This is a genomic window from Clostridium lundense DSM 17049, from assembly GCF_000619945.1.
In the GTDB taxonomy this organism is placed as follows: domain Bacteria; phylum Bacillota; class Clostridia; order Clostridiales; family Clostridiaceae; genus Clostridium_AO; species Clostridium_AO lundense.
Genome location: NZ_JHVC01000007.1, coordinates 228384 through 251919, shown reverse-complemented (window position 1 = coordinate 251919; position 23536 = coordinate 228384). Strand labels below are relative to the sequence as shown.

Annotated in this window: 27 protein-coding genes and 1 pseudogene; 3 read left to right on the top strand and 25 right to left on the bottom strand. The window is 26.2% G+C overall.

The window, feature by feature from the left end:
- A pseudogene (locus T514_RS26115) lies at window positions 1-153 on the top strand (IS256 family transposase); the annotation flags it as partial.
- Between the two features lie 193 nt (window positions 154-346).
- Here the strand turns inward: T514_RS26115 and aroQ are convergent.
- The 15 genes from aroQ to T514_RS27315 form a co-directional block, all read right to left on the bottom strand.
- Window positions 347-784, bottom strand: coding sequence for a type II 3-dehydroquinate dehydratase (aroQ, locus tag T514_RS0110005; RefSeq protein WP_027624651.1), 438 nt, complete (start codon window positions 782-784; stop codon window positions 347-349).
- A 21-nt stretch (window positions 785-805) separates the two neighbouring features.
- Window positions 806-1618, bottom strand: coding sequence for a shikimate dehydrogenase (gene aroE / locus T514_RS0110000; protein WP_027624650.1), 813 nt, complete (start codon window positions 1616-1618; stop codon window positions 806-808).
- 122 nt (window positions 1619-1740) lie between these two features.
- Window positions 1741-2304 (bottom strand): hypothetical protein, encoded by a 564-nt coding sequence (locus tag T514_RS0109995; protein ID WP_027624649.1) that lies wholly within the window; start codon window positions 2302-2304, stop codon window positions 1741-1743.
- 166 nt (window positions 2305-2470) lie between these two features.
- Complete coding sequence (locus T514_RS0109990) at window positions 2471-2707, bottom strand: DUF2164 domain-containing protein (protein WP_027624648.1); 237 nt, start codon at window positions 2705-2707, stop codon at window positions 2471-2473.
- A gap of 20 nt (window positions 2708-2727) precedes the next feature.
- Entirely contained in the window at window positions 2728-2988 is a 261-nt protein-coding gene (locus T514_RS0109985; RefSeq protein WP_027624647.1) for a hypothetical protein, read from the bottom strand.
- 23 nt (window positions 2989-3011) lie between these two features.
- Window positions 3012-3467, bottom strand: coding sequence for a hypothetical protein (locus tag T514_RS0109980; protein WP_027624646.1), 456 nt, complete (start codon window positions 3465-3467; stop codon window positions 3012-3014).
- A 51-nt stretch (window positions 3468-3518) separates the two neighbouring features.
- Entirely contained in the window at window positions 3519-3968 is a 450-nt protein-coding gene (locus tag T514_RS0109975) for a GNAT family N-acetyltransferase (protein ID WP_027624645.1), read from the bottom strand.
- Window positions 3969-3973: 5 nt separating this feature from the next.
- Window positions 3974-4813, bottom strand: a complete 840-nt coding sequence (locus T514_RS0109970) for a class I SAM-dependent methyltransferase (RefSeq protein WP_027624644.1) — start codon at window positions 4811-4813, stop codon at window positions 3974-3976.
- 42 nt (window positions 4814-4855) lie between these two features.
- Window positions 4856-6811: a CPBP family intramembrane glutamic endopeptidase gene (locus tag T514_RS25685; RefSeq protein ID WP_051541988.1), complete on the bottom strand. Its 1956-nt coding sequence runs from the start codon at window positions 6809-6811 to the stop codon at window positions 4856-4858.
- A gap of 207 nt (window positions 6812-7018) precedes the next feature.
- Complete coding sequence (locus tag T514_RS0109960; RefSeq protein WP_027624643.1) at window positions 7019-7339, bottom strand: putative heavy metal-binding protein; 321 nt, start codon at window positions 7337-7339, stop codon at window positions 7019-7021.
- 238 nt (window positions 7340-7577) lie between these two features.
- Entirely contained in the window at window positions 7578-7805 is a 228-nt protein-coding gene (locus T514_RS0109950; RefSeq protein ID WP_027624642.1) for a hypothetical protein, read from the bottom strand.
- Window positions 7806-7890: 85 nt separating this feature from the next.
- Window positions 7891-8025: a hypothetical protein gene (locus tag T514_RS27530; protein WP_278246519.1), complete on the bottom strand. Its 135-nt coding sequence runs from the start codon at window positions 8023-8025 to the stop codon at window positions 7891-7893.
- A 71-nt stretch (window positions 8026-8096) separates the two neighbouring features.
- Complete coding sequence (locus tag T514_RS0109940; protein WP_027624641.1) at window positions 8097-8402, bottom strand: hypothetical protein; 306 nt, start codon at window positions 8400-8402, stop codon at window positions 8097-8099.
- A gap of 14 nt (window positions 8403-8416) precedes the next feature.
- Window positions 8417-8671, bottom strand: coding sequence for a hypothetical protein (locus tag T514_RS0109935; protein WP_027624640.1), 255 nt, complete (start codon window positions 8669-8671; stop codon window positions 8417-8419).
- A gap of 18 nt (window positions 8672-8689) precedes the next feature.
- Window positions 8690-9388, bottom strand: coding sequence for a hypothetical protein (locus T514_RS27315; RefSeq protein WP_027624639.1), 699 nt, complete (start codon window positions 9386-9388; stop codon window positions 8690-8692).
- 226 nt (window positions 9389-9614) lie between these two features.
- On the opposite strand from T514_RS27315, the gene T514_RS0109925 reads away from it, so the two are divergent.
- Both T514_RS0109925 and T514_RS26105 read left to right on the top strand, forming a co-directional pair.
- Window positions 9615-10217, top strand: coding sequence for an accessory gene regulator ArgB-like protein (locus T514_RS0109925; protein ID WP_027624638.1), 603 nt, complete (start codon window positions 9615-9617; stop codon window positions 10215-10217).
- Entirely contained in the window at window positions 10201-10350 is a 150-nt protein-coding gene (locus T514_RS26105) for a cyclic lactone autoinducer peptide (protein WP_084284474.1), read from the top strand. The genes T514_RS0109925 and T514_RS26105 overlap by 17 nt, the downstream gene beginning before the upstream one ends.
- A 102-nt stretch (window positions 10351-10452) precedes the next feature.
- Here the strand turns inward: T514_RS26105 and T514_RS0109915 are convergent, their stop codons facing one another.
- The 10 genes from T514_RS0109915 to T514_RS0109870 all read right to left on the bottom strand — a co-directional run bounded on the left by T514_RS0109915 (window position 10453) and on the right by T514_RS0109870 (window position 23507).
- Window positions 10453-11706, bottom strand: coding sequence for a sensor histidine kinase (locus T514_RS0109915; RefSeq protein ID WP_051541987.1), 1254 nt, complete (start codon window positions 11704-11706; stop codon window positions 10453-10455).
- A complete protein-coding gene (locus tag T514_RS0109910) occupies window positions 11697-12440 on the bottom strand; it encodes a LytR/AlgR family response regulator transcription factor (RefSeq protein ID WP_027624636.1) in 744 nt (247 codons plus the stop codon). The genes T514_RS0109915 and T514_RS0109910 overlap by 10 nt, the downstream gene beginning before the upstream one ends.
- 494 nt (window positions 12441-12934) lie before the next feature.
- The gene (locus tag T514_RS0109905) at window positions 12935-13390 is read right to left on the bottom strand and encodes a DIP1984 family protein (RefSeq protein WP_027624635.1); all 456 of its coding nucleotides are present in this window, start codon (window positions 13388-13390) and stop codon (window positions 12935-12937) included.
- 669 nt (window positions 13391-14059) lie between these two features.
- Window positions 14060-16225: a YhgE/Pip domain-containing protein gene (locus tag T514_RS0109900; RefSeq protein WP_027624634.1), complete on the bottom strand. Its 2166-nt coding sequence runs from the start codon at window positions 16223-16225 to the stop codon at window positions 14060-14062.
- 13 nt (window positions 16226-16238) lie between these two features.
- Entirely contained in the window at window positions 16239-18398 is a 2160-nt protein-coding gene (locus T514_RS0109895) for a YhgE/Pip domain-containing protein (RefSeq protein WP_027624633.1), read from the bottom strand.
- A gap of 303 nt (window positions 18399-18701) precedes the next feature.
- Window positions 18702-19160: a hypothetical protein gene (locus T514_RS0109890; protein WP_027624632.1), complete on the bottom strand. Its 459-nt coding sequence runs from the start codon at window positions 19158-19160 to the stop codon at window positions 18702-18704.
- Window positions 19161-19273: 113 nt separating this feature from the next.
- The gene (gene msrB / locus T514_RS0109885) at window positions 19274-19729 is read right to left on the bottom strand and encodes a peptide-methionine (R)-S-oxide reductase MsrB (protein ID WP_027624631.1); all 456 of its coding nucleotides are present in this window, start codon (window positions 19727-19729) and stop codon (window positions 19274-19276) included.
- A 349-nt stretch (window positions 19730-20078) separates the two neighbouring features.
- The gene (locus T514_RS0109880) at window positions 20079-21113 is read right to left on the bottom strand and encodes a hypothetical protein (protein WP_027624630.1); all 1035 of its coding nucleotides are present in this window, start codon (window positions 21111-21113) and stop codon (window positions 20079-20081) included.
- A gap of 55 nt (window positions 21114-21168) precedes the next feature.
- Window positions 21169-22218, bottom strand: coding sequence for an SDR family oxidoreductase (locus T514_RS0109875; RefSeq protein WP_051541986.1), 1050 nt, complete (start codon window positions 22216-22218; stop codon window positions 21169-21171).
- Between the two features lie 218 nt (window positions 22219-22436).
- A complete protein-coding gene (locus tag T514_RS0109870; protein ID WP_027624628.1) occupies window positions 22437-23507 on the bottom strand; it encodes a DUF6709 family protein in 1071 nt (356 codons plus the stop codon).
- Between the last annotated feature and the right edge of the window lie 29 nt (window positions 23508-23536).

Here is a 23536-nt window from a genome sequence, read left to right as displayed (position 1 = left end):
CGCCAAAGAAGTGTATTTCCAAGTGATACTGCATTAATGAAAGCTTTGTACTTAGCAACATTTGAAGCTACGAAGAAGTGGACTATGCCTCTTCGTAATTGGGGAAAAGTATATGGTGAGTTATCAATAATGTTTGAAGGAAGACTTTTTTAATTAAGCCTACGGCTCCAAAAATACGCCCTTCTCTAGGGTGTTCTTGACATGCAATTCATTGTTAATTATATTGTAATTAAGGCATGGAGTTTTACCATGACCTCCATGCCTATAAAATAATTATCATAGAAAGCTATTTACAGAAAAACTTTCACACTCTCTAATATATTCTTTACTATTCATAATTACCTCTTTACTTGTTTTTATTCTGTTCTATCAATGCTAAAATACCCATCACATAACCATATACTCCAAATCCTGAAATCTGTCCTATACATGCTGCAGCAGTAACAGATTTATGTCTAAATTCTTCTCTTTTATAAATATTAGATATGTGCACTTCTACTGTTGGTATTGATACAGCTAAAAGAGCATCATATATGGCTATACTATAATGAGTATACGCTCCTGGATTAATTATAATGCCATCATATTTCCCATAAGCTTCTTGAATTTTATTTATTATTTCTCCTTCAATGTTACTTTGAAACATATAAATATCTTGTTCTAATTTTTTCCCTTTATCAGTAATTATCTTACACAGTTCATCATATCCTATTTTTCCATAAATATTTTTTTCTCTTATTCCTAACATATTTATATTAGGTCCATTTATCACTAAAATTTTCATATATGTATCTATCTCCTTAATCTATTTTAAATAACTGCTTACTTCATCATAAATATTATCTATAACATCACTAGAAATTGTAATATCATTCCACAACTCTTCAGCTTTTACCGCCTGTGCAACTAACATATATAGTCCATTTATTCCCTTTAACTGAAGTTCTCTAGCATATTTAAGAATTAGTGTTTCTTTCGGATTATATATTAAATCTACTACTACTTCAGAAATAGCTACTTCATTTTTAGAAATTGGTGATTCATTTATTTTAGGGCTCATACCAACCGGAGTACAGTTAATCAAAATATCGTTATTTTTAATTTTTTTCAATTGCTCATAATTAATTATATCTATATCTTTCATAAATTTATTTTTCTTATTATCCCTACTTACAACAGCTACTTCTCTTATTCCATTATCTAAAAGATAGTGTACTACAGCTTGAGCAGCACCACCAGTTCCTAATATTATAGCTTTTTTATCACATACATCTACTTGAGACTTATTTAACATCATGCCAAATCCATAATAATCTGTATTGTAACCAACTGCTCTATTATTATTTATACATATGGTATTTACTGCTCCAATTTTTTCTCCCTCACTAGATACACTATCTAAATAATCCATTATTTCAATCTTATAGGGTATAGTTACATTTACTCCAGAAATATTTAATGTTTTAAGCCCTGATATAACGTTTTTAATGTTGTTTCTTTCTATTTCAAAAAGATGATACTGAGCTTTTGTATCTATATTTTTAAATATAATATTGTGTATTATTGGTGAATAGCTATGTGTTAGCTTTTCACCTAAAAGTCCATATAATTTCTCCATACTTTCTCCTTTTGCAAATTAAAATATCTAAACATTCTATTTCTTTTAATGCTATTATTTTACCATGTTAATGACAAAAAATTAAATTATTCTAATTTAACAAATCATATCATTTATAAAACTTATTTTCCAAGGCTTATATCAATCTCAGTTAAAATTTTAGCCTCCTCTTTGTTTTCTTTATTATTATCAAACTTAAAACTAATTTCTAAACCATTAATTAAAATCCATGGGTAAGGGTTTTGGGGATTAACATCTAATAATTTTTCTCCATCTTCTTCTAATATTTTCTTTAACTCAACTTTAGTAATACCCAGTTCTATTATTTTATTCCTAATTTTAAGTGATCTTTTTAATATTACTGAAAATACACCCTTCTTGTTTTCTTTGTCTAAAAGAAATATTAATTTGTTATCATATTCCAAGGATATAATTTCATCACTAAAATTTTTCACATTAACATTACTACCAAATTTTTTAGTCAAGTCCTCCTTTTTATTATAAAAAGTATCCTTTACCTCATCTAAATTAATAGGTTCTGTATTGTTATTTTGCTTACTCTTTAGTTTCTCATTCTTATCTGTTACTTTTGATGAACTATTACTTATATTATTATTTTTAACATCACAACTACAGAAGCTTAATAAAAGCAAAATGCATATAAAAAATATACCTAATCTTTTCATGAATTTTTACCCTCATTCATTTTATAGCCTTTATTCATTATATACATTGCCATATTTTTTATTGCTTCTGTTTTTTACAAAAATAAGACCTAACTTGCTTATATTTTACAAATTAAGTCTTACTTTTATATTCTTATTATAAAAATATTATAATTATAAATATTAATTAATATTTTTGAATTGACAATACATCTTCAATTCTATCACTCATATATGTATAGGAATCATACACTCCCTGGTTGTAAAATTCTGGTGCTAGTTGTTCTATAATAAAATCTAAAATTAAACTTGAAGCTAATTCACCTATTTCTTCTTCTCTTTCATTATAAAAATAATTCTTTATAGAAGAAATCATCTCTGCTCTTTTTTCTTTAGTTAACTTTATTTTATTTTTGTTATCCATACTATATCTCCTTTAAAGTTTTATAAAGAATCAACATATTCCTTTGCTTCTACTAATGAAAGCCCTAAAACTATTCTTGCCTTTTTAATTGCTTGAACTTTTTTACCTTCTGAAATAAGATCACGTAATTCACTATCTATATCTAGTCCTGGTACTCCAACCTGTTTAGCAATTTTATTTAAAGTTGAATTCATACGTGTCACATTATCTTGAAATGTATGAATACTACTTAAAATTGTTAAAACTCCAATTAATATTATTCCAATAATTGTATAGTCCATATTATTTCCTCCTAAATTGCAATTTAAATTTCACATAAATCTTTTTGTTCCTGTAGATATTTTTTTACTTCATCATCCCTAAGTTTTCTAATTCCAGCATTAGGATTTTCAATATATTGCTTAGATATATATACAGGGCTCATCTGTTTACATATCTTGTCCTTATTCTTTGATAAATACTTTTCTAAGTCTTTTTTATCATGAAAAATCTTATAAGAAATCCTATTGTTTTTTCCTGTAATTTCATATATTCCACAAACATCATTACATACAACTTCTGCTGTCCTCAAATATAATTTAGCAATTTCTAATGTTTTAAAAGGAAAATTCCATCTATAAACGCCTCTCTTATCATCTCTATCAATGCATATACATCTTCCACATGTTGGACATATATATTGGGTATGATTTTTTAAGCATTGTTCTCCTTTTAAAAGAGGAGTTATTCTTGGATTATCACTATAACACTCATTACACACTTTAACTCATCTCCTTCACACTATAAAAAGTTGCTTCGTAATTTTCTTATATTACATAATTAGCTCAAAAAAAATCTCATCCTCAGCTTCAAATCCAGTTATAAACTGCTTAAATCCAAAACTTAAATATAATTTTTCTGCTACTATACTTTCTGGATGAAAACTTAAATATATTTTTCTTAATGTTGATTGTTCCTTTATTCTATTTAATAAAAGTTGTAATGCATATCTTCCATATCCTTTCCCCTGATACTTTTCATCAATCATAAAGCGAATCAACCATATACAATCAGTTTCCTCATCATCCGGTCCATACATTGCAAATCCTATCATCTTATCATCTTTATAAATTCCCAAAGGCATCCACTGAGAATTAACCTTTGCTTCATTAATAGATGCTTCATTAGTATGTGGTAAATATCTTTCTTGTTCTTTTGATATTTTCAAATTGATACATTCTTTTAAATTTTCTTCTGTAATATGTTTAAGATATATATCCATAAGCTCTATTCCCCTCTCTTTTCTCCAAATGCATATATAACTGGCATGTTAAAATAAAATTTTTCTCCTTTTTTATATTTATTAAGCCCATTAAATATATCCTTTTTATACTCTTCAAGTTTATCCTCTCCAAATGATTCTACTTGCTCAAAAACTCCTCTGGCTGCATTAGACCACATTTCTTGCCACCATTCTTCTTTACTACTATAAACAACTTCTGTATTTTCTTCATAAACTTTAACATTTGTAAAACCAGAATTCTCTAATATGCTTTTAATACCATCTGTTGTATTAAACTTTAAATCATTTGAATTTTTATCTTTTTCCTCATTACATGAAGAACTTTGTAAATACTTATTATTGATTTTAGCTAACCACTTTTGGTCTTCTTGAACTCCCCATATGCTAAATCCTACCTGTCCACCTTCTCTTAATACCCTTAAGATTTCAGTTAACTTATTATCGCTAAATAAAATATATCCTATACCAAATCCACAAATTATATTATTAAAATAATTATCATAAAAATCTAAGCTTTCCGCATTCATTCTTAGTACCTTTGCATTTTCTATATGCTCCATTAAAATATCATTATATGTTTCCCTTACCATAACTTCCGAAATGTCTATACCTATAGCATATCCATCTTCTCCTATCTCTTCTATTGCAGGAAATAAAGATGCACCTCTTCCCATTCCTATATCTAATACTTTCGCTCCTTCTTTAATGCTTGAAAGTTCCACTAACCTTTTTCCAAATTCATCCCAATATTTAGGACCAATTTTTCCAAATGTAGGTGCAACCTTATCCCATATTTCTATAAATTTTTGTTTTTCATAACCCATTCCAAGCCCTCCTTTATGCCTTAGTTAAATTAAATATTTAATTTACTTAAATGCCTTTTCTAATTCATTATTCCACTTTTCTACATAACTGCCTAATGCCCATTGATTTGATATTACTTCTTCATTATTTTTTAGTGGAATCTTTAGCTTAGCTTCCTTTATACCTTCCTTAGGATTTACAAAAATCAATATTTGATTTTTTGTAACTACTGCTAACAACTCTTCCTTTGGAGAAGATATTGCATCTACTGCATCTGGCACTGCCTTCTTAATATCTACCCATGGAAGACATAAACTATCATAAGATGTTATTGATGTTGGCAATTTACACTTATAAGGAATAAATTCTACTATTTTATAAGCAGTACTGCCATTACCTTCATGACTATATCTTTCATAAACTGGTATTTCAACTATCCACTTTCCTTCTTTTCTGACAAGTGATAAATTATCAATATCTAAAACTTTCTCAACTTTAATAAATTGCGGATTTTGTCCTACATTCCCAGATTTAAATTCATTATTTTTTTTATTCTGAAATTCTTTAATTTCTTTTTTAACATCCTCATCTAGCAAATTATAAAGCTTTTCGCTCTTTTCTCTATAATTTACATTACTTAAATTCCCTATATTAAATAATTTTATATCATTTTTTCCGCTTCTATAGGTTCCACCACCAGTTTCATAGTAATCACTATTTATACATGCATAATTGTTACCTATATAACTTACAGTTTCTATGTTTGATTTAAATGGAAAATCTCCCTCTACAGCGCTATATTTATCCTTAAAAGATTTCTCTGTAAAAAGGTGTTTATCAGCTGACCCTATAATTTTACTTACTATGTTGTTCCAGCTATAATAAGATTTATATTTTAAATAAAAATCTTCACTTTTATTTTCTTCGTTTCTCTCTTTAAGTTGAAAAAGATCATTTTTAATTTCATAAAAACTATCCTTATATGGTATTACTATTGATTTATCTTTTTCCTTTAATATAATTTCATCACCATCATGATAAATCCATAATGTTCTAAATTCTTTTGATGACATATTAAATCCATCCTTATTTTCATCATGCTTTTGATCATGGCTTAAACCTATTAGAATTCCTGAGGTAACTGTATCTAAATTACTTTTGCTCCTATTTTCATTATTTTTTGTACTACTTATAGTAGTATTAGTTTTAACTTTATCTTTATTGTTCTTTTTATTAGTACTATCACATCCTGAAAAAAAAGATAATGAGGCTATTACTATTAATATTGAACTTATTATTTTTTTATTAGACATATTATCACCTCTAAATGTAAACCTTAAAATAAATATTATTATAAAAATTACAATAATAGATATAATAGTTGAAGTTAAATTAAAAGCTGGAAACTTTTCATATTTAACTAAATAAGTTAATAAAGCATTAGGTAAATTTACAAAATAGGACACAATTAAATTATTATTAGATACTTTATATGCTATTGCAAACATAATTCCTACAAAAAATAACAAAACAATTTCACTTATACTTCTAAATTTAGAATAGCCTAAATGATAAATAGAAAATGAAAAGCCAGATAAGATAATTGCAGGTATATATCCAAAAGCGTTCTCAAATCTTGTTTGCATAAACCCTCTAAATAAAAATTCTTCAAAAAAAGTAGTCATTATAAGTGGTGCAACACTCAATGATAATAGGTCAAATCGAATGCTTTTATAATCCAAATTAATAAGTTGCCCTCCAATAGAAAAAGTTACAAAAACTAAAATTATCATATAATCTTTTAACCTAATTTTTTTTATTCCAAAGGAACTATATGTTAAATACTCCTTAGTTTTTACATACCAAATTGGGAAAAATAAACTTAGAATAATACCATAGCATAAGTGATAAAATATATAAAACCATTTACCACCAAAATAACAAGCAAGTGAATTTGCTATTATAATAGCTAAAATTAGTACTAAAGACATATATAAAACGTGATATTTATTTTTCAAAATATTCACCTCTTTAATTCTTAGTTCCAATACAAATATACCAAATATAATTAAAATTACTCCTTAACTTTAACTTTCTAAACTTCAATATAAAAATTAAAAATTATAAAAAAGAGCTATCTCAAAACTTATTAAAAATAATTTTGAGACAGTCCCTATGTTATATCTTCTTTTTATTAAACTTATTATCTAAAAATATTTATATTTTTACTCTATAACTACAGCAGTACCAGAAGCTGTAACCATTAACATATTTCCACCTTGTCCTAATACTTCATAATCTATGTCAACTCCAATAACTGCATTGGCACCCATAGATATAGCCCTATTTTCAAGTTCCTTTAAAGCATTTTCTCTAGCTTGGATTAATTCTCCTTCATAAGAGCCTGAACGTCCTCCGAAAAAGTTAGTTAATCCAGCAGCAAAATCCTTTATAAAGTTTACTCCAGAAATCACTTCTCCAAAAACTATACCCCTATATTCAAGTATTCTTTTTCCTTCAATTGCATTTGTAGTAGTAATTATCATATACATTCCTCCAACTTCTTTTAAATATAGACTTCTAATACTATTATAAATCTTTTAATTTATTAAATACATTAATTTATCCTTAAATTTATGTAGTGCTAGCTAAATATGTAGTAATAAACATATATGTAACAATAAATATAATAGTAGTTAATCCTAATATGAGTAATAATATTCTAATATTTTCCCTCATTAATAAATCCCCCTTTATACAACTTGCACCCAATAGAATTAATTTTTATATAAGAGGAACTATATTAAAATTATGAAATAACATTATAAGCTTATTTTTTATTTCTAATAAAATAAAGATCATACTAAATAATATGGTAAGCATTATAAAAAAATAAATTAATTTTTTATCCTTAAATTTAGAATTTAAATTTAATTTAATATCTATATATTTAAATAATGCACAGGATATCCCACATATAAATCCTGTTACTATATATTTAATATACTTCATATGCTGCCCTCCATTAATTGCTCTTATAATTTTTTATTATATGTAACATTTTTATTTATATATTTAATTAATTCTCTTGTAACCATTAGTTTTTACCATATTTAATTAAATCGTCATAAATTATATGTAATAAAGGATCAATAAATATGATATCATCATCTTTTTTTCTAAATATTAGATCATTAGTATCTTCTGTAACAAAATAATTAATCCATTCCATAATTAATCCCCCTCACCAAAAACCTTTATCTAAATCAACTCTCTTTATTTCAATTAATACATTTGTATTTACTAATAAATTTTTGAAAATATGTCATATAACTCCTTTTGAATATACTGATTTCTAAAAAGGCTCATTGTTGGCAAAACTATTAGCACCATTAATAGAATAAATAATTTTATAGTGGTAATCTTAGCATTATGATGTATATCTATTACTTTTATAAAGCTATAAATGGCCATAATATAACATGCTAATAATCCTAGAGAATACGGTTTATCAACAAAATATGATAATGTAATTATAATTAAAAATATTATTATAAATATAAGATGAAATTTATCTATATTTAATAATTCTACTATCTTTTTTAACATAATATAAATTTCTCCTATTCAATCATTAATAATGTAACAATTAATACTACAAAACTTTTCAATAAAATACTTATAATATTAATTTTAGGATAAGTATTTTTCATCTCACTATATAAATCTATTAAGTTTGTGGTGATAATTAACAAATAACATATTTTCATTAACCCATCATAATTAAAGTTTAATACTGTTATTGCTTTATAATTATAAAGAACCAATGCTATAAATATCAAAATCATATTTAATATTACTTGTAATTTTCTTGTCATAATATCATTTCTCCATAACTAATCTACTAAATAATCAAAATCTCCAGTTGTGCAATGCGTCTCTCTGTTTAATATATTCCCATTTTTATCCTTAAACCCAGAAATATATCTATATTCATATTTATAGCTACTGGTATTTATCCATCTAAAGTATTGTTCTTTATACTCACTTACATCATTAGGTAACTTTTCTAAGTAATATTGATGTCCTGCTACAATTGCAAGAGCACCACAAGCTACTTGTCCAACTATTGGAGCTGCATTACAAAGCATACCTCCAATCCCACTACCTACAGCTGCTAATAACAGTATCTTATTATTTGATTTTTTTTCAACTTCTATCTCACTAATTGAGCTTCTTAGACAAATATAGTGACTTGTTGCTTTTAAACGGGGTAATCCTATTGTTGTTGGATCCCACACTTTTGATGATTCCACTTGATTACAAGATAAGCATTTATTTGTTCGCTCATTATATTTTTCATAAAACAATTCTTTAATCATATTTTTTTGATATTTGGTTAGATTTTTATCTGATTTTAATTTATTTAATGCATATTTATATCTGTTATATTCATCTTCATCTTTCACATTAATATTAGTATCATTAATACTTTTACACTGTACACTTTTACATTGCACACCTGTTAATGCAATATTAGAACTTAACAACAATACATACATAATAGAAGATAAAATTTTAATTTTTCCCCCCATAATATAAACTCCCCTTTGTATATTTAAAATTTTATTTATTTAACCCCGCATCTTCAATAATATACCTATTTTAGATAAAATTATACATTGATTAGCCCATTGGTCTATATTATGTATTAAATAACATTTTAATGCATATTAGTATTGTTTAATACATTTTTGTTGACATTTAACTATATATATGTTAAATTTTATGTATAATAAATAATAAAAGGATGTAGTTTGTATGAGTTTATCAGAAAATTTTAGCATGAAAGTATCTAATTACGTAAAAAGCACATTACCAGATAAGACAGAAGATGACTTGGAAATTATACGATATGGAATCGAAGTTCTATATGCTAACTTTGCTAAATTTCCAATTATCTTAATGATAGCATATTTCTTAGGAGTAGCTAGATATGCTATGTATACTATTATAATTTGGGGTATTTTGCGATGTTTTTCTGGAGGAATCCATGCTACTAAAAGTTGGACTTGCCTCTTATCAACTTTAATAACCATATTTACATCAGTATATTTATCCTTATATACAGAATGCAATATAGTTATTAAAGCATGTATATTTTTAACCTCATTATATTTATACAATAAATATTCACCAGCTGATACAGAAGAGAAACCCTATGTAGATCCTTGTGTTAGAAAAAGGCTAAGAATAAAAAGTTTAATTACTGTAACCATATATTTTATATTATCAATAAGTTTAAAAAATATATTTTTTTCTAATATATTTATTTATATATTATGGGTACAAGGAATACTAATATGTCCTGTTACCTATAAAATTTTTAAAAGGAGGTACAATAATTATGAATACTTCAAGTAAATTTTCTAAATTTTTAGCTACTAAACTAAGCAATCTATCAACAGATGTAGCAAAAACTTCAACTAAGTCCTGTGTTCCTTTATTTATAGGACAACCTAAAATGCCAGAATCATTATTAAAAAAGGATAAATAAAAAACTATTTATCTTTTATCTGGGGACTATTCCCCTAAATAAATAAATCTTAGCTTCAGACAGAAGTTATTACTTTAAGTAAACTTCATCTAAAGCTAAGATTTATTTTATATACAACTCTTGTATAAACACGTCTTCATTAAAATTCGTCTGTAATAAAACATTGTCATATTTTTCATCTATTATGTCTCTTACATTATGTAGCCCTATTCCGCGATTGGCTCCTTTGGTTGAATATCCTAATTTATATATATTAGGTACATTTATATTATCATTACAACTATTTAATATAGTTATATTTAAAGTCTCATCCTGCATAAATGTTATAGATATAAATCTATCCTTACTATTCTTAGCTGCTTCATAGGCATTATCTATAAGTATTCCTAAAATCCTACATAAATCTACAATGTCTATATGTATTTTATCTATATCGTTTAATACCTCTATATAAACTTTTACTTTATTAGATTCTATAGTTGTTACCTTATAAGTTAATAACCCTTTTAAACCAGCATTTTTTATTTTTTTTAATTTTAAAATATCTGAAAACTTACCTTCTTGTAATTTTTTATCACCAAAATGCTCCTTCAACCCTACTAAATTATCATCATCTAAATATCCTTTTATCATAAACATTATATTGTTAAAATCATGTTTAAATTTTGCTGTATCATTAACTAGATCTTCTATTATATTTGTATATAATTTTAATTTTTCATACTCCTCTTCCTTTTTATTAATTGTAAAATCTTTTTGTATAAATATAAATACTACAATAGCATACAATATTGAAATCGTAAATGTTATATAAAACACTATAGTACTTAAATTTTTATACAACATAAAATAGCTTAATATAAGTATATTTATTATAGAAATCATAAAAAATATATTAAATAAATTATCATGATTTTTTATACTATAACATTTTATAATTTTTTCTTTTAAGCAAGCCACCAATACAGAGATAATGTCTACTATAACATTTAATATTACATTCATTATAATTCCATTATATAATTTACTAAAATCAATATTTAGTACATTAACACAAACTGCCGCCACCATCATTTCTGAAACCAACATTATTAAAATTATAAAAAAAACAGTTTTCAATATTTCAAAAATATCCTTTTTAAAATATATTTTAAAAATAAAACAAAGACCTGTAGTGGATAATATCATTTTTATATCATGAAAAAATGGTATCTTTATCAAAAAATTAAATGCTGTAGACAGAACAATTACTATTAAACAATTAGATAAATTTATTTCAGCTTCCCATCCATTTAACTTGTATGCAATATATATACATACAGTATAATATAAAATGCAAATTGCTATTATATCCAATGTTTCATCACTTCTTTTAATCCACTTCTAGACATCATACATTTAGCACCATCTTTTAATATAACGCATGGATTATTATAATTTTTACATACATTTTTTATATAATTTTTATTAACTATAGTTGTTCTGTGAATCTGAATAAAATTATCATCTAATAGACTGCTTAAATTCTTTAATGTGTCATAAAACTCTAATCTACTATTAGATGTATATAACACAACTTTACGGCTATTTTTTATAGTTTCTATATAATTTATGTCTTTAAATAATACATTGTATATTTGTGATTCTACTTTTACCTGTAACCTTTTCTCTGCCTGTCCACTTTCTTTTTTATTCAATATATTAGTAGCAATTAAAATACTTTCTCTTAATTTCTTTTCAAAATTACAATTTTTGTCAATAAAATCCAAAACTCTTAACTTATACTGAAAAACCTTAAATCCCATGTGAGAATAGTTAGTTACAAATATCATCTCACCTAAATAATTATCTAATTTTCTTATTTCTTGTCCTAGCATTAAACCATTTTTATCTTCATTTAAGTCAATATCTAATAAATATATGTTTTTTTTATTAGTATTTTTTTTAACATAATCAATGCTATCATCGGAATTATCAAAACTTACTATATTAAACTCTTTAAAATTAATGTTTTTATAGAAGTCATTGATTATATTACTTATAGCATTCCTTATTTCTAAACAATCGTCACATATCATTATATTAATCATTAAAATGTCTCCTTTCGGAAGAAGTAAAAATAACCTCATCTAATTAACCTAATACAAATATTTTAATATACAATACATACTTCCTCTCAACGTCAAAATATAATATAATCCTAATTTAAAACTAATAACAAATGAATACAATTTAAGTATATTTTATCTCAAATTACTACTAATTTCAACTAAAAGTAACTTATTACATTAATTTCAAAAAGTAAAAGGTACTATGAAAGTTTAAAACCTTGATAATACCTTTTTAATATAGATCAAATTATATTTAAAAATTCCCCATTCCCACCCTAGCTAAAATTATAATTAGTACATGGTAGTTACATTTACATTCTATTTGTACTCATGTTACATTAATGGGCATAATTTGTTAACTGCGGATTCGAACCACTGACATTGCCCCAATGCTAAGCCATCATCCAACTTTCCCTGTTGGCGGGTCTGTACTCACCTTATAAATTTTAGTTACCACTTTAGAAATCCTTTTATTACAACAAATCTACATTCCAATTTAATCCTTGAATTTTTGTATCTATTATCCTAAATTCTTTTGACAAATCATCTATTTTCTTTTGTGTTTCACTAACATTTATTGTACTAAAAAATTTCACTTCTGATCTACTATACCTATCTTGCCTTACTGTTGCAGCCTCTACTAAATGAGCAAGTATAAGCCTCTTGTCCCAGATTCCTTCTCTTTCTGCTAATGCATCTGCTAGAGTCATATTATCATTAAATTTCGTTTGGGAATTTGTTTTATTTATTCTTTTTATTATATCTGTTACTTCCTTCAAACATCTATCCAGCTCCTGAAGTAACAATTCTGGAGATTCCATAGGATTGTCCCCTTCTTGAACCTTAGCATTACTTGTAAGTCTATTTTTAAGTTGTTCTATTCTTTTTTGAAAATCCGATCTTAAAATTAAAGCTTCAGCAAGTTTCACAAAAATCACCCCTATTTGTGTACTGGTAATAACTTCCTCAATGTCATTTTTAAACTATTTTAGCATTGTTTTTTAAAACAGTCAAGCAAGAACAGTCTCAAAGTTCTATATTCCTAACTAAAGAACATAAAAAAGAAACGCATTCACTATAGTTGATTTACTATAATGAATCCGTTTCCTTCCTTTTTAATTAAAATTTATTTTTAAATTTTAATTAAGTTAAAGAATATAACGATCTACCTTACACAATTATAGATAGCTTATTACCTCAATATAATCTTTCGACTATAATAAAGCAAATCACAACCTATAATCATGGTTCGTTCAACCATGCAGAATATTTATTCAACCCTACACAACCTTTCGGCTGTATAGAATCAATTCAATACTCTGAATGATCTTAACTCGACCTTATAGAATAAGTTGGAATCCTATTATAATCAATATAATATCGACTATAATAAAACTTTTCCCCACCCTATAAAATCTTCCCTCTGACTATATAACAGCCATTTTTAATGACCATTATAACAATCTTTGGTCGACCTATATATACCTTATTTAAAAAGCACACATAAGTCTTCGCTCAACCGTTATGTTCCTTACACTATTAATATGTGCAAATTTCTTTTAAAAATACACAATATTAATATGAAATTTTTGGTTTTTTTAAAGTCCTGATTCTCTAAATTTATTATCCATATAATATGATAACTTGCGAATAGGTGCCTTTAAAATGACTAAAACTAAAAAACCAACTGCAAAAATACATAATGCATATAAATTCTTATTAACACTTTCCCATATAGGACCTGCTATTGCCTCTCTAAATCCATTTATTGCATAAGTAAATGGCCATAAAAATTGTAATCTTCCAAAAATCTCTGGATTAGTTTGTATTGGATATATACCACCAGCTCCAGCTATTTGAAATACCATTATTATTACTGCTACAGCTTTTCCTACATTACCGAACATAGAAACTAAAGTATATATTATAATTGTAAAGGCAACTGCTGTTAGCACTGCCAAATTTAACATAAGTTTTTTATCAGCTGCATTTACACCTAATATATATACATCTCCTAAAGTAACAATAATAGCTTGTATTATTACTATAGATAAAAATAATAACATCTTTCCAAAATGTTCTTGCCACAAATTTATTTTCTCTTTCTCTTTGAATTCTTCTTCACATTCTACTGATAGTAATGCTGAAGATAATAATGCACCAACCCAAATCGCAAGTACTGTATAAAATGGTGTTAATCCAACCCCAAATATTCCAGCATCATAAACTTCTTTTTCTATTACTTTTATTGGTGAAGATATAAAAGAAGCCATTTCGTCTGGATTTTTTTCCATCATATCCAATATTTCATTTAAGTTTTCTTCTGTTAAATCTTTTGTTTTATCTGTTAATTTATTTAAATCTCCTTGGAAAGTTGTAAGTTTATCATTTATTCTATTACCTTCATCAATAGCCACTTCACTAGTTGCTACTCCAAACTTAGCCAAAGCATTAAGCTGAGGTACTATAACCTTTATACTATCTAAAACTTCATCTGCATTATTTAAACCTGTAGTTATTCCATCCCCAATACTGTTTAATGTAGGAATAAGTCCTGAGTAAAGAGAATCTGATGAAGCACTAACCAAATCTGAAATTCCATTACTTGTTGTAGATAATATATTTAACATTTCATCTATATGTTCTTTAGTTGCAGTTCCACTTTTAGCAGAAGAACTTATATTACTTGAAATATTTTTTGCATCCTTTATAGCCTTATCTAATTTCTTTAATGAATCTATAAATTTAAAAATACCTTTACTATTTTTCAAATCATTAAGCGCTTCTAATATTTTAATTCTTGAATCTATTAAATTATCCATTGTGCCAAGTAACCTATCTATGCCCTCAGTATCCTTTATTATTTGTGTTAAATCCCCTGATGTATTATTTAATTTTTTTAACTCATTTATTAGATCTTGAACCTTTTTATTAGATGATTGAATTTGCATTATATCACTATTTATATTTCCACCTAAAGAGTTCACTGTTTGTTGTGTTGCCATCATAAGGTTTTTACTTTCATTAGTTGCTTTTTGAAGAGTATTTATCTGATTTGTTAATGTTGGTATATCATTTTGTACAGTTTTTAAATACTTCTGTAAGCTTGCAGAATTCTCATTTGCCTTATTTATATGATTTTTAACTTTTTCTAATTCACCAATAGAACTATTTAAAATATCATTTAATTGTAATATTTCAGGTTTATGAGTTTCTAATTCTCCTCCTACAGTATTCAACTTTTCAAAAGCTTTTTCATTTACTGTATCTACAAAGTTAACCTTTATTTCCCTTGCCACACTCTCCTTGGCAGCATTGGTAATTTTTGTAGCTATCGCATTAGCCTTTTCATTTGCTTTATATATTATGTTAGGTTTCTGAGGATTTGTGCTTGCTAAGCTTATTAATCCTTTTGAAAAGTTTGCTGGTATTTCTATCATAGCATAATATTTTCCCTCGTTTAGTCCACTGTTTGCCTGCCATTCATCCTCAAATATCCACCCAATATTCTTATTTTTCTTAAGCGAATCCACCACTTCATTTCCTACATTAATAGATTTTCCATTAAATATTGCACCTTCATCATTATTAACTACTGCAACTGGCAAATTTCCTGTATTGGCATAAGGGTCCCAACATGCCTTTATGTTGATCCAAGCATACAGTGAAGGAAGAATACATAATCCTGTAATTATAAATAATGCTACTGGATTTTTTATTATACTTTTTAAATCATTTCTAAAAACCTTAAAAACTTTTTTCATGCTTATCCCTCCTTTACTCTGAAATACCTGATTCTTTGAACTTAGCTTCAAATTTACTTACCTTATGATGCAATGGAGATTTCAATAAATATCCTATAACAATAAAAATTGCTGCCATTACAATTAACACTATAAAATCTAATACCACACTTGATACAAGAGGTCCTGCTATAGCCTCCCTAAATCCTCCAACAGCATAAGTAAATGGGAAGAATGGCTGAAGAACTCTAAAAAACATAGGGTCGACTTGTATAGGGTAGGTTCCACCACTTCCTGCGAGTTGTACAATCATTAATACTATGGCTAAAGCTTTACCTATATTACCAAGCAATGCTACACAAGTATATATTATTATTGAAAAAGTAAATGAGGTAACTAAGGCAAATAATATCATAAGGAAAGTATTTACCGTATACACTCCTAGAATAGCCTTATTTCCTACAGAAACCACAAGTCCTTGTACCAATGCAAAAGCAATAAATGTAAACATTTTGCCAAAATATTTTTCTCTTATTGTTATATTTTCGCTGCCTTCAAAATCTACTACATCTGTTCTTAATACAGATGTTAAAATTAATCCTCCAACCCAAAGTGCAAGTACTGTATATACTGGTGTCATTGCTGAACCGTAATTAGGTATTTTATATATAGGTTGTTCTTTCAAATTAAATGGCTTTGATATAAAATCTCCCATAAATTCTGGATTACTTTGAAGTATTGATATTATTTCTACTAAATCCTTATTATCTACAGTTTTTAATTTATCACTAATTTTACCTATGACCTCTTTATATTCAGTTAATCTATCATATAACTTTCGAGATATCTGCGTTGCTAGTTCAGTTCCTTCTACTCCTGAACCCAATAATTTATCTATTTCAGTAGTTAATCCTTTAGATAGATCAATAAGTTTTGAAGCATCATCTGTTGCTTTTATAAGATTATTCACTGTATTATTTAATTGTGGTCTAGCTTGTGAATTATAATTATTTATTTCTCTTTTTATGTCACTATGAATATTACTTATATTATTATTAATTGTGTTAATTAATTCTTGATTAACTTCATTAGTTTCTCCTACTTGCTTTTGCAACTTGTCTAAAGCATTTCTTTGTTTATTCAAGTTTACCATCATATCTCTTAAACTAGCCACTATTTGAGATACTGCTTTATTAGGACGAAGATCATTTATATTTTCGAAAAATGTGGTTAATCTATAAATACGGTTATCAACTGAATCCATTTCTGTAATTATCTTAGACAATATAGCATTTGTATCTACAGTAGTGTTTTCACTACCAGATATGGCTAATTGCTGCAATAAAGCTTGTATACGTTCTGTAGAACTTTGAACTTGGTTAAAATTAAAATCCACATTATCAAAAGCATCATTTAAAGTACCTTGAGTATTTGTTAAAAAATTTTTATTGTTTTGTTTGTTTGCCCCTATTGCATCAATACCCTTAACTATCTCTGGCATAGTAGTTTTAAGTTCAGATAAATACTTTGATAAATTAGCTGAATTACCATTAACATTATTTAATGCAGCAAGTATAAATTCCATATTATTATCTGCTTTTATTATGGCATCCTTAACTTCTATTATCTTTTTCTCTTGTTTTTGTAAATCTTCTCCCATATCATTGAAAGAATCAAACACCGTTTCATTAACTGTTGAGATAAAATTAGTAGTTATCTCATCAATTAAAGTTGTTTTTGCTGCCCCTGCAATTTTAGTTGCTACTGGGTTAGTTTTAGTATCCACCTTATATACTATTTGTGGTTTTTTAGGTTTGTCTGATACTAAGCTTGTTAAATCCTTTGAAAAATCCTCTGGAATTTCTATAGTAGCATAATATGTTCCATCTACAATTCCTAATTCTGCTTTCTTAGAATTAACAAATTTCCATCCAATCTTGTGATTATCCTTTAATTTTTTTATAACATCATTACCTATGTTTATTTCTTTATTATTAAAAGTTGTTCCTTTATCATTGTTTACTATTGCTATTGGAATAGTACTTGTATTCTCGTATGGATCCCAACATGCTTTTATATTTACCCATGCATAAAGAGACGGAATAAAACATATTCCTATAACCACTATCATGGCTACAGGATTTTTTAATATGCTTTTCATATCTCTTTTAAATACTTTTAAAGCATTTTTCATAGGCTTTGCCTCCTTTATATTAAATTTTAATTATAGCTTTTAAACTGACCAGTTAGTATAAATCATTATTTAATTATAATATCAAAATAATAGACATTTATAAATAGAATTCTTACTTTGTTTATAAACTTTTCACATTCCAATTTACTCCATTGCCAATCATTATATTAATTCATCTAATTATATTGAACTTATCGAAAAATATACTTAGGAGTTTACTTAAATTTTTATAAAAAAAGTTATACATAGGTCTCATACCTATGTATAACTTTTCTTACTTCTGTAAGTAGTAAAACATCCACTTCATATTTTAGCTATATAATTTTCTCTCAATATATTATTAATCCATATGGAATATATGGCTATACATATTATACAAAGACTATAAAATTTTAAAAATATAATATTATTATGTACTTCTTTAAATAATGCAATTATAAAAAAGATTATTAGTAAGTAAGTAATTCCTCTTACTATATTTTTAACCAACCTATCTTCTCTATTTATAATTAATTCATTTAAATATATCTTTTTTATTTCCTTACTCCATGCTTTAGTAAATATACAAATAACAAATATAATATGTGCTATAAAAAATAATATTCCTATTGCTATTCCAGCTAACCCAATTGCACATGCATTGTCAACACCATCAGTTACATCCTCATACATTACAAAATACTCTGTAAAAAACCCCATTTCTATCTTACAAAGAAGTGCTGAACTTAAAAGGCTAATTGCACTGAATATCTTTCTACTCATTAACCCAATCCCCCTTAATTAATGATTTCTAAATAGATTCTCATCCCATATTAGGCCTTTATTCATTAAAATTAATAAAAGTATTTCTTTTTTACAGATATTAATACCTATTGTTATTTTTGAAAAAGTTCTATATATTCTTCATACCCTTCCTTTTCCAAGTCTTCAACAGGTATAAATCTTAGTGCTGAACTATTTATGCAATACCTTAATCCTCCCTTTTCCTCTGGACCATCATTAAATACATGCCCTAAATGTGAATCAGAAAGTTTACTTCTTACTTCTATTCTGTGCATATTATATGTAAAATCAACCTTCTCTTTAATTAATGATCTATCTATTGACTTACTAAAACTTGGCCAGCCACATCCGGAATCAAATTTATCCTTTGATGTAAACAAAGGCTCTCCGCTGCATATGTCAACATATATTCCTTCTTTCTTATTATTCCAATACTCATTTTCAAAAGGTCTTTCCGTAGCTCCTTCCTGAGTTACTTTGTATTGAAGCGGATTAAGCTTTTTTCTTAATTCCTCTTCTTTTAATTTTACATATCTTTTGTTTCCCATAAAATTCACCTCAAATATTTACTTTACATTATTTTCCTATAACATTCAAGTATAGCTGTTAATAAACACACTAGTTAACCTTTTCATTAATAATTGTTAACATTTATAGTATTAATTATAGATAAATAAAAAAAATAGCAACACCTAACTTATATCCAAGCTGCATGTTACTATTTTTTTCATTCTGCAGGATAGCTTCTAACTAAATTATATGTTATAATACCAATGTCAAGAGTAATTAAAGCCTTACCTCAACTTAGGATTTTTTCTTACTTATTTGACCTTTGGAGTAGTTTAACTAAAACATTCAGCACCACGCGAAAGATTGGGGCCGCTCCCCACTCCATTGTTAATATTTAATATGACTATTTGTATAATTATAAACAAGCATTCCTCTACTATTTATAATGTCCATTAAATAATTCTTTTGTACATTTCTATTATTTAAATCAATACTAAATTTCACACATTCTTTATTTTCTATTACTTCCCTATTTATATCTACATACTTCATACTCTTTAATTTATCGATAATATATCTTGGTTTTGCTGGCTTTAATTCTTTTAATAAATAACACAGATCTGGCTCTTTATGTCTTTTTTCCTTATAGTAATTATTTATTTGTTCCAAGGTTTTCCCGTTTATACCATAAAAATGAAGTCTAAATCTTATTTCAGCTATATTTAATACGTAATAAGGAAAATAATTTAAAAAATTTTCTACTACTATACTATTCCCTTTTTCAAGAAATACTAAAAACTCATTTAAATTTACTTCTTTACTTAAAACAATATGATTACTAGTGTATGCATAACTGTTTTTTCTTTTTGTAAAATCTACTCTAACTTTATATTTGTTTAAAATTTTTCTAACCTTATCTTCATCATCTAACACTTCATATTTTTTAATTTCAGTAACAAGATAATTGTATATAGAAGCAAATATATTTTTATCAAAGGTATTTTTTATTAATACCTTTGGGGTTCTTTTAGTTATTTTATAGCATTTATCTACAAAATTAAGATATATTCTTATACTAATGTCTTCAATTGCGTTTTTATAACAGGTTTTATTTATCTCATCAAAAAACATTACAATTAGATAAATTTTATCATTGATATTCATGGAAATATCATTAGATTCCACAAATATTCTTTCAAAAGATGTTTCTTCTCCTGTAGCAATTTTAAACTTTTCTTTTAACTTTTCCTTATAAAAATTATTAGTAAAACTTTTAAAATCTTTTACATTCAAATTATAATTAAATAGTTTGTCTTCAATATCCTCATTAATACTCCATTGAAATATTTCATATTTTTTTTGATTATCTTTTACTGTATAAAGTTCTTTAGTAATACACCACTTATTTTTGCAAAGTTTCATAGTTTTCTCCCTCTCCTTGTATATTTTTTATAATAAGGGAGTCCAACAACTCCTTTTACCACTCTTGTTTTTTGTAATCTTTCAAAAGCACTCCAAACTCATCTAATCTTTCACTATTTAAATATTTAAAGATTGGATTACATATTCTAGCCGCTGCATCTTCATAGGTTAGAGGCGCATTAAATTTTTCATCACACACACCATTCCAATTCTTTGGAAATTGATTTGAGACCCATCCTGGATCCACACTGTATATAAAAATTCTATCCTTTGCGTAATCCTTTGATAATGACTTTGTTAACATATTTAACGATGCTTTGGCCATATTAGTATGTATGTGTTTACTTGATTTTCTCTTTTCACTAAACATTCCCTCAACAGAAGATACATTTATAATAAATTTATTCATATTGTTACTTTTTTTAAAACTTTCTTTCAATCTTGTACAAAGCATAAATGGAGCTGTTGAATTAATAATTTGCACTTCTAAAAATTCATATAATGAAATCTCCTCTGGTTTTGCAACCCATGAATTATAATCTTCTGTTTCCTGAAGATTTATAATATCTTTTGTTCCAAATTTACATATTGGATTTTTCATTATATTTATACATCCCAACTGTGGATATTTACATTTATCTAAATAAATTGAGCGTAATTTTTCTTCTTTTGCTTCTAATTCTACATAATATTTTTTGCTTTTTTTTATGGTTTGCGCTGCATTATTTATTATTATATCTAATTTAGGAAAATTACTTTGGACATATTGTATAAATGATTCTATTTCTCCAACCTTTTTTAAATTCATTTCATAAATTATAAGATTTTCTTTCCACTCCTCAAAATCTTTCTCCCGAGAATATGTATTCAATGCATTTAAAGGAAATCTTGTAGTAACTATTACTTTAGCTCCTGCCCTAATTAATTTTAAAGATGTATAATAACCTATTTTTATTCTTCCACCTGTAACTAAAGCAATATAATTTGATAAATCTTCTTTTCTTTCTCTCTCCATTAAATTAACTTGTCCACATTCCGTGCATAATCTATGATAGTTATTATGTTTTTCTATTAATTCTTTTCTACATACATAACATTTTTCCATTTTAATTCTCCTAGAAATTAATCTGCTCTAATTTAATATTTTAGTATTTATTTTATTTAGTATACTATAAACAGATTTCTAAGCTTCAGAGTAAATTCTTTACTCTTGCTGAAACTTAGAAATCGTTATTCAGGGACATATCTAATCTTTACTCTCACTTTTAAAAAATGGATGTATTAAAAAAGTCAGTTATGGGATAAATCAATTGAGAGTTAGTTTTACATACTCATATTTTTTGAATTTTCCTTATGAATTCTCCATTTGTGCATAAACTCATCATAGTCTTTTTTTAATAAATTCTTAAGATCTTCTGAATATCCTACAAAAGATGTTTTGCAATTGTTATACATATATTCAATAACTTCATCAATTATTTTTTCTCCTCTAAATAAATCAACCTGATATGTATGTTTATCTGAAAAAACAAATACTATACTATTTGTTTTACCAGCTGGAATAATACCATATGCTTTTTTCTTAACAGTTTGTTTATATACCCACATTAACTCTCTAAGTGGAAGGGCAAATACAATCTGTTGAGTTTCTACAATTATATAATTATTAGTTATAATAATAGGTCCATTTTTATATACATTAGATAAACTTAGTTCATTATCAATTTGTGCACATGCAAATTCAATATCTCCATTTGAAAAATTTTTAAGACTTTTTAATGCTAAAGTATTTTTTCTCATAGCTATTATATATAAGGTTAAAACAAATATCACACACAAACCTGCACATACAAAATAGACTAAAGCTGAATTAATTGGACTTTCATATTTTAAATATTGAAGATAAGGTTGTGCTTCAGTTAATTTAAAAACAGCCTTATTTCTGTTAACAGCATCTTTTATAACTGCTAATTCACTATCTTCAAATTCGATTAATGTTCCTTTTAATATATAAGGACCTTTTTTTTGTGCCATAAGTTCTTTATACTCTTTATTTGGAAGAGCTACTGGTAATATAAATGGATCCAACTCTATAGCTATAAATCTTGCTTTTACATCCTCTGATATTTTTATTCCCAATTTGCTTCTTGTTTCTGTTTCTACAATATCTAAATCATATAGCTTGTCCGATGAAATTTGTATATAACTCTCATTATTAAGAGCTTTTTTATAATCTTCAAGATTTTTAACTACAGTTGCATTATTTGTATTATCATAATATGTTTCTATGCCTATACCTATAAACCCCAAAGTTACCAATGCGCAAAACATCATTGCTATAATTCTATATCTCCATCTTTTCTTATAAGCCTTCATAAAATATGATTGTTTCATTAATTAAGTCCTCCTCTTTAGACGTTCCT

Excerpts from the sequence above, each read along its gene's own strand:
- aroQ (WP_027624651.1), bottom strand. The coding sequence starts at position 784 with ATGAAAATTTTAGTGATAAATGGACCTAATATAAATATGTTAGGAATA.
- aroE (WP_027624650.1), bottom strand. The coding sequence starts at position 1,618 with ATGGAGAAATTATATGGACTTTTAGGTGAAAAGCTAACACATAGCTAT.
- T514_RS0109995 (WP_027624649.1), bottom strand. The coding sequence starts at position 2,304 with ATGAAAAGATTAGGTATATTTTTTATATGCATTTTGCTTTTATTAAGC.
- T514_RS0109990 (WP_027624648.1), bottom strand. The coding sequence starts at position 2,707 with ATGGATAACAAAAATAAAATAAAGTTAACTAAAGAAAAAAGAGCAGAG.
- T514_RS0109985 (WP_027624647.1), bottom strand. The coding sequence starts at position 2,988 with ATGGACTATACAATTATTGGAATAATATTAATTGGAGTTTTAACAATT.
- T514_RS0109975 (WP_027624645.1), bottom strand. The coding sequence starts at position 3,968 with ATGGATATATATCTTAAACATATTACAGAAGAAAATTTAAAAGAATGT.
- T514_RS0109970 (WP_027624644.1), bottom strand. The coding sequence starts at position 4,813 with ATGGGTTATGAAAAACAAAAATTTATAGAAATATGGGATAAGGTTGCA.
- T514_RS0109960 (WP_027624643.1), bottom strand. The coding sequence starts at position 7,339 with ATGATAATTACTACTACAAATGCAATTGAAGGAAAAAGAATACTTGAA.
- T514_RS0109950 (WP_027624642.1), bottom strand. The coding sequence starts at position 7,805 with ATGAAGTATATTAAATATATAGTAACAGGATTTATATGTGGGATATCC.
- T514_RS27530 (WP_278246519.1), bottom strand. The coding sequence starts at position 8,025 with ATGGAATGGATTAATTATTTTGTTACAGAAGATACTAATGATCTAATA.
- T514_RS0109940 (WP_027624641.1), bottom strand. The coding sequence starts at position 8,402 with ATGTTAAAAAAGATAGTAGAATTATTAAATATAGATAAATTTCATCTT.
- T514_RS0109935 (WP_027624640.1), bottom strand. The coding sequence starts at position 8,671 with ATGACAAGAAAATTACAAGTAATATTAAATATGATTTTGATATTTATA.
- T514_RS27315 (WP_027624639.1), bottom strand. The coding sequence starts at position 9,388 with ATGGGGGGAAAAATTAAAATTTTATCTTCTATTATGTATGTATTGTTG.
- T514_RS0109925 (WP_027624638.1), top strand. The coding sequence starts at position 9,615 with ATGAGTTTATCAGAAAATTTTAGCATGAAAGTATCTAATTACGTAAAA.
- T514_RS26105 (WP_084284474.1), top strand. The coding sequence starts at position 10,201 with ATGAATACTTCAAGTAAATTTTCTAAATTTTTAGCTACTAAACTAAGC.
- T514_RS0109910 (WP_027624636.1), bottom strand. The coding sequence starts at position 12,440 with ATGATTAATATAATGATATGTGACGATTGTTTAGAAATAAGGAATGCT.
- T514_RS0109900 (WP_027624634.1), bottom strand. The coding sequence starts at position 16,225 with ATGAAAAAAGTTTTTAAGGTTTTTAGAAATGATTTAAAAAGTATAATA.
- T514_RS0109895 (WP_027624633.1), bottom strand. The coding sequence starts at position 18,398 with ATGAAAAATGCTTTAAAAGTATTTAAAAGAGATATGAAAAGCATATTA.
- T514_RS0109890 (WP_027624632.1), bottom strand. The coding sequence starts at position 19,160 with ATGAGTAGAAAGATATTCAGTGCAATTAGCCTTTTAAGTTCAGCACTT.
- msrB (WP_027624631.1), bottom strand. The coding sequence starts at position 19,729 with ATGGGAAACAAAAGATATGTAAAATTAAAAGAAGAGGAATTAAGAAAA.
- T514_RS0109880 (WP_027624630.1), bottom strand. The coding sequence starts at position 21,113 with ATGAAACTTTGCAAAAATAAGTGGTGTATTACTAAAGAACTTTATACA.
- T514_RS0109875 (WP_051541986.1), bottom strand. The coding sequence starts at position 22,218 with ATGGAAAAATGTTATGTATGTAGAAAAGAATTAATAGAAAAACATAAT.
- T514_RS0109870 (WP_027624628.1), bottom strand. The coding sequence starts at position 23,507 with ATGAAACAATCATATTTTATGAAGGCTTATAAGAAAAGATGGAGATAT.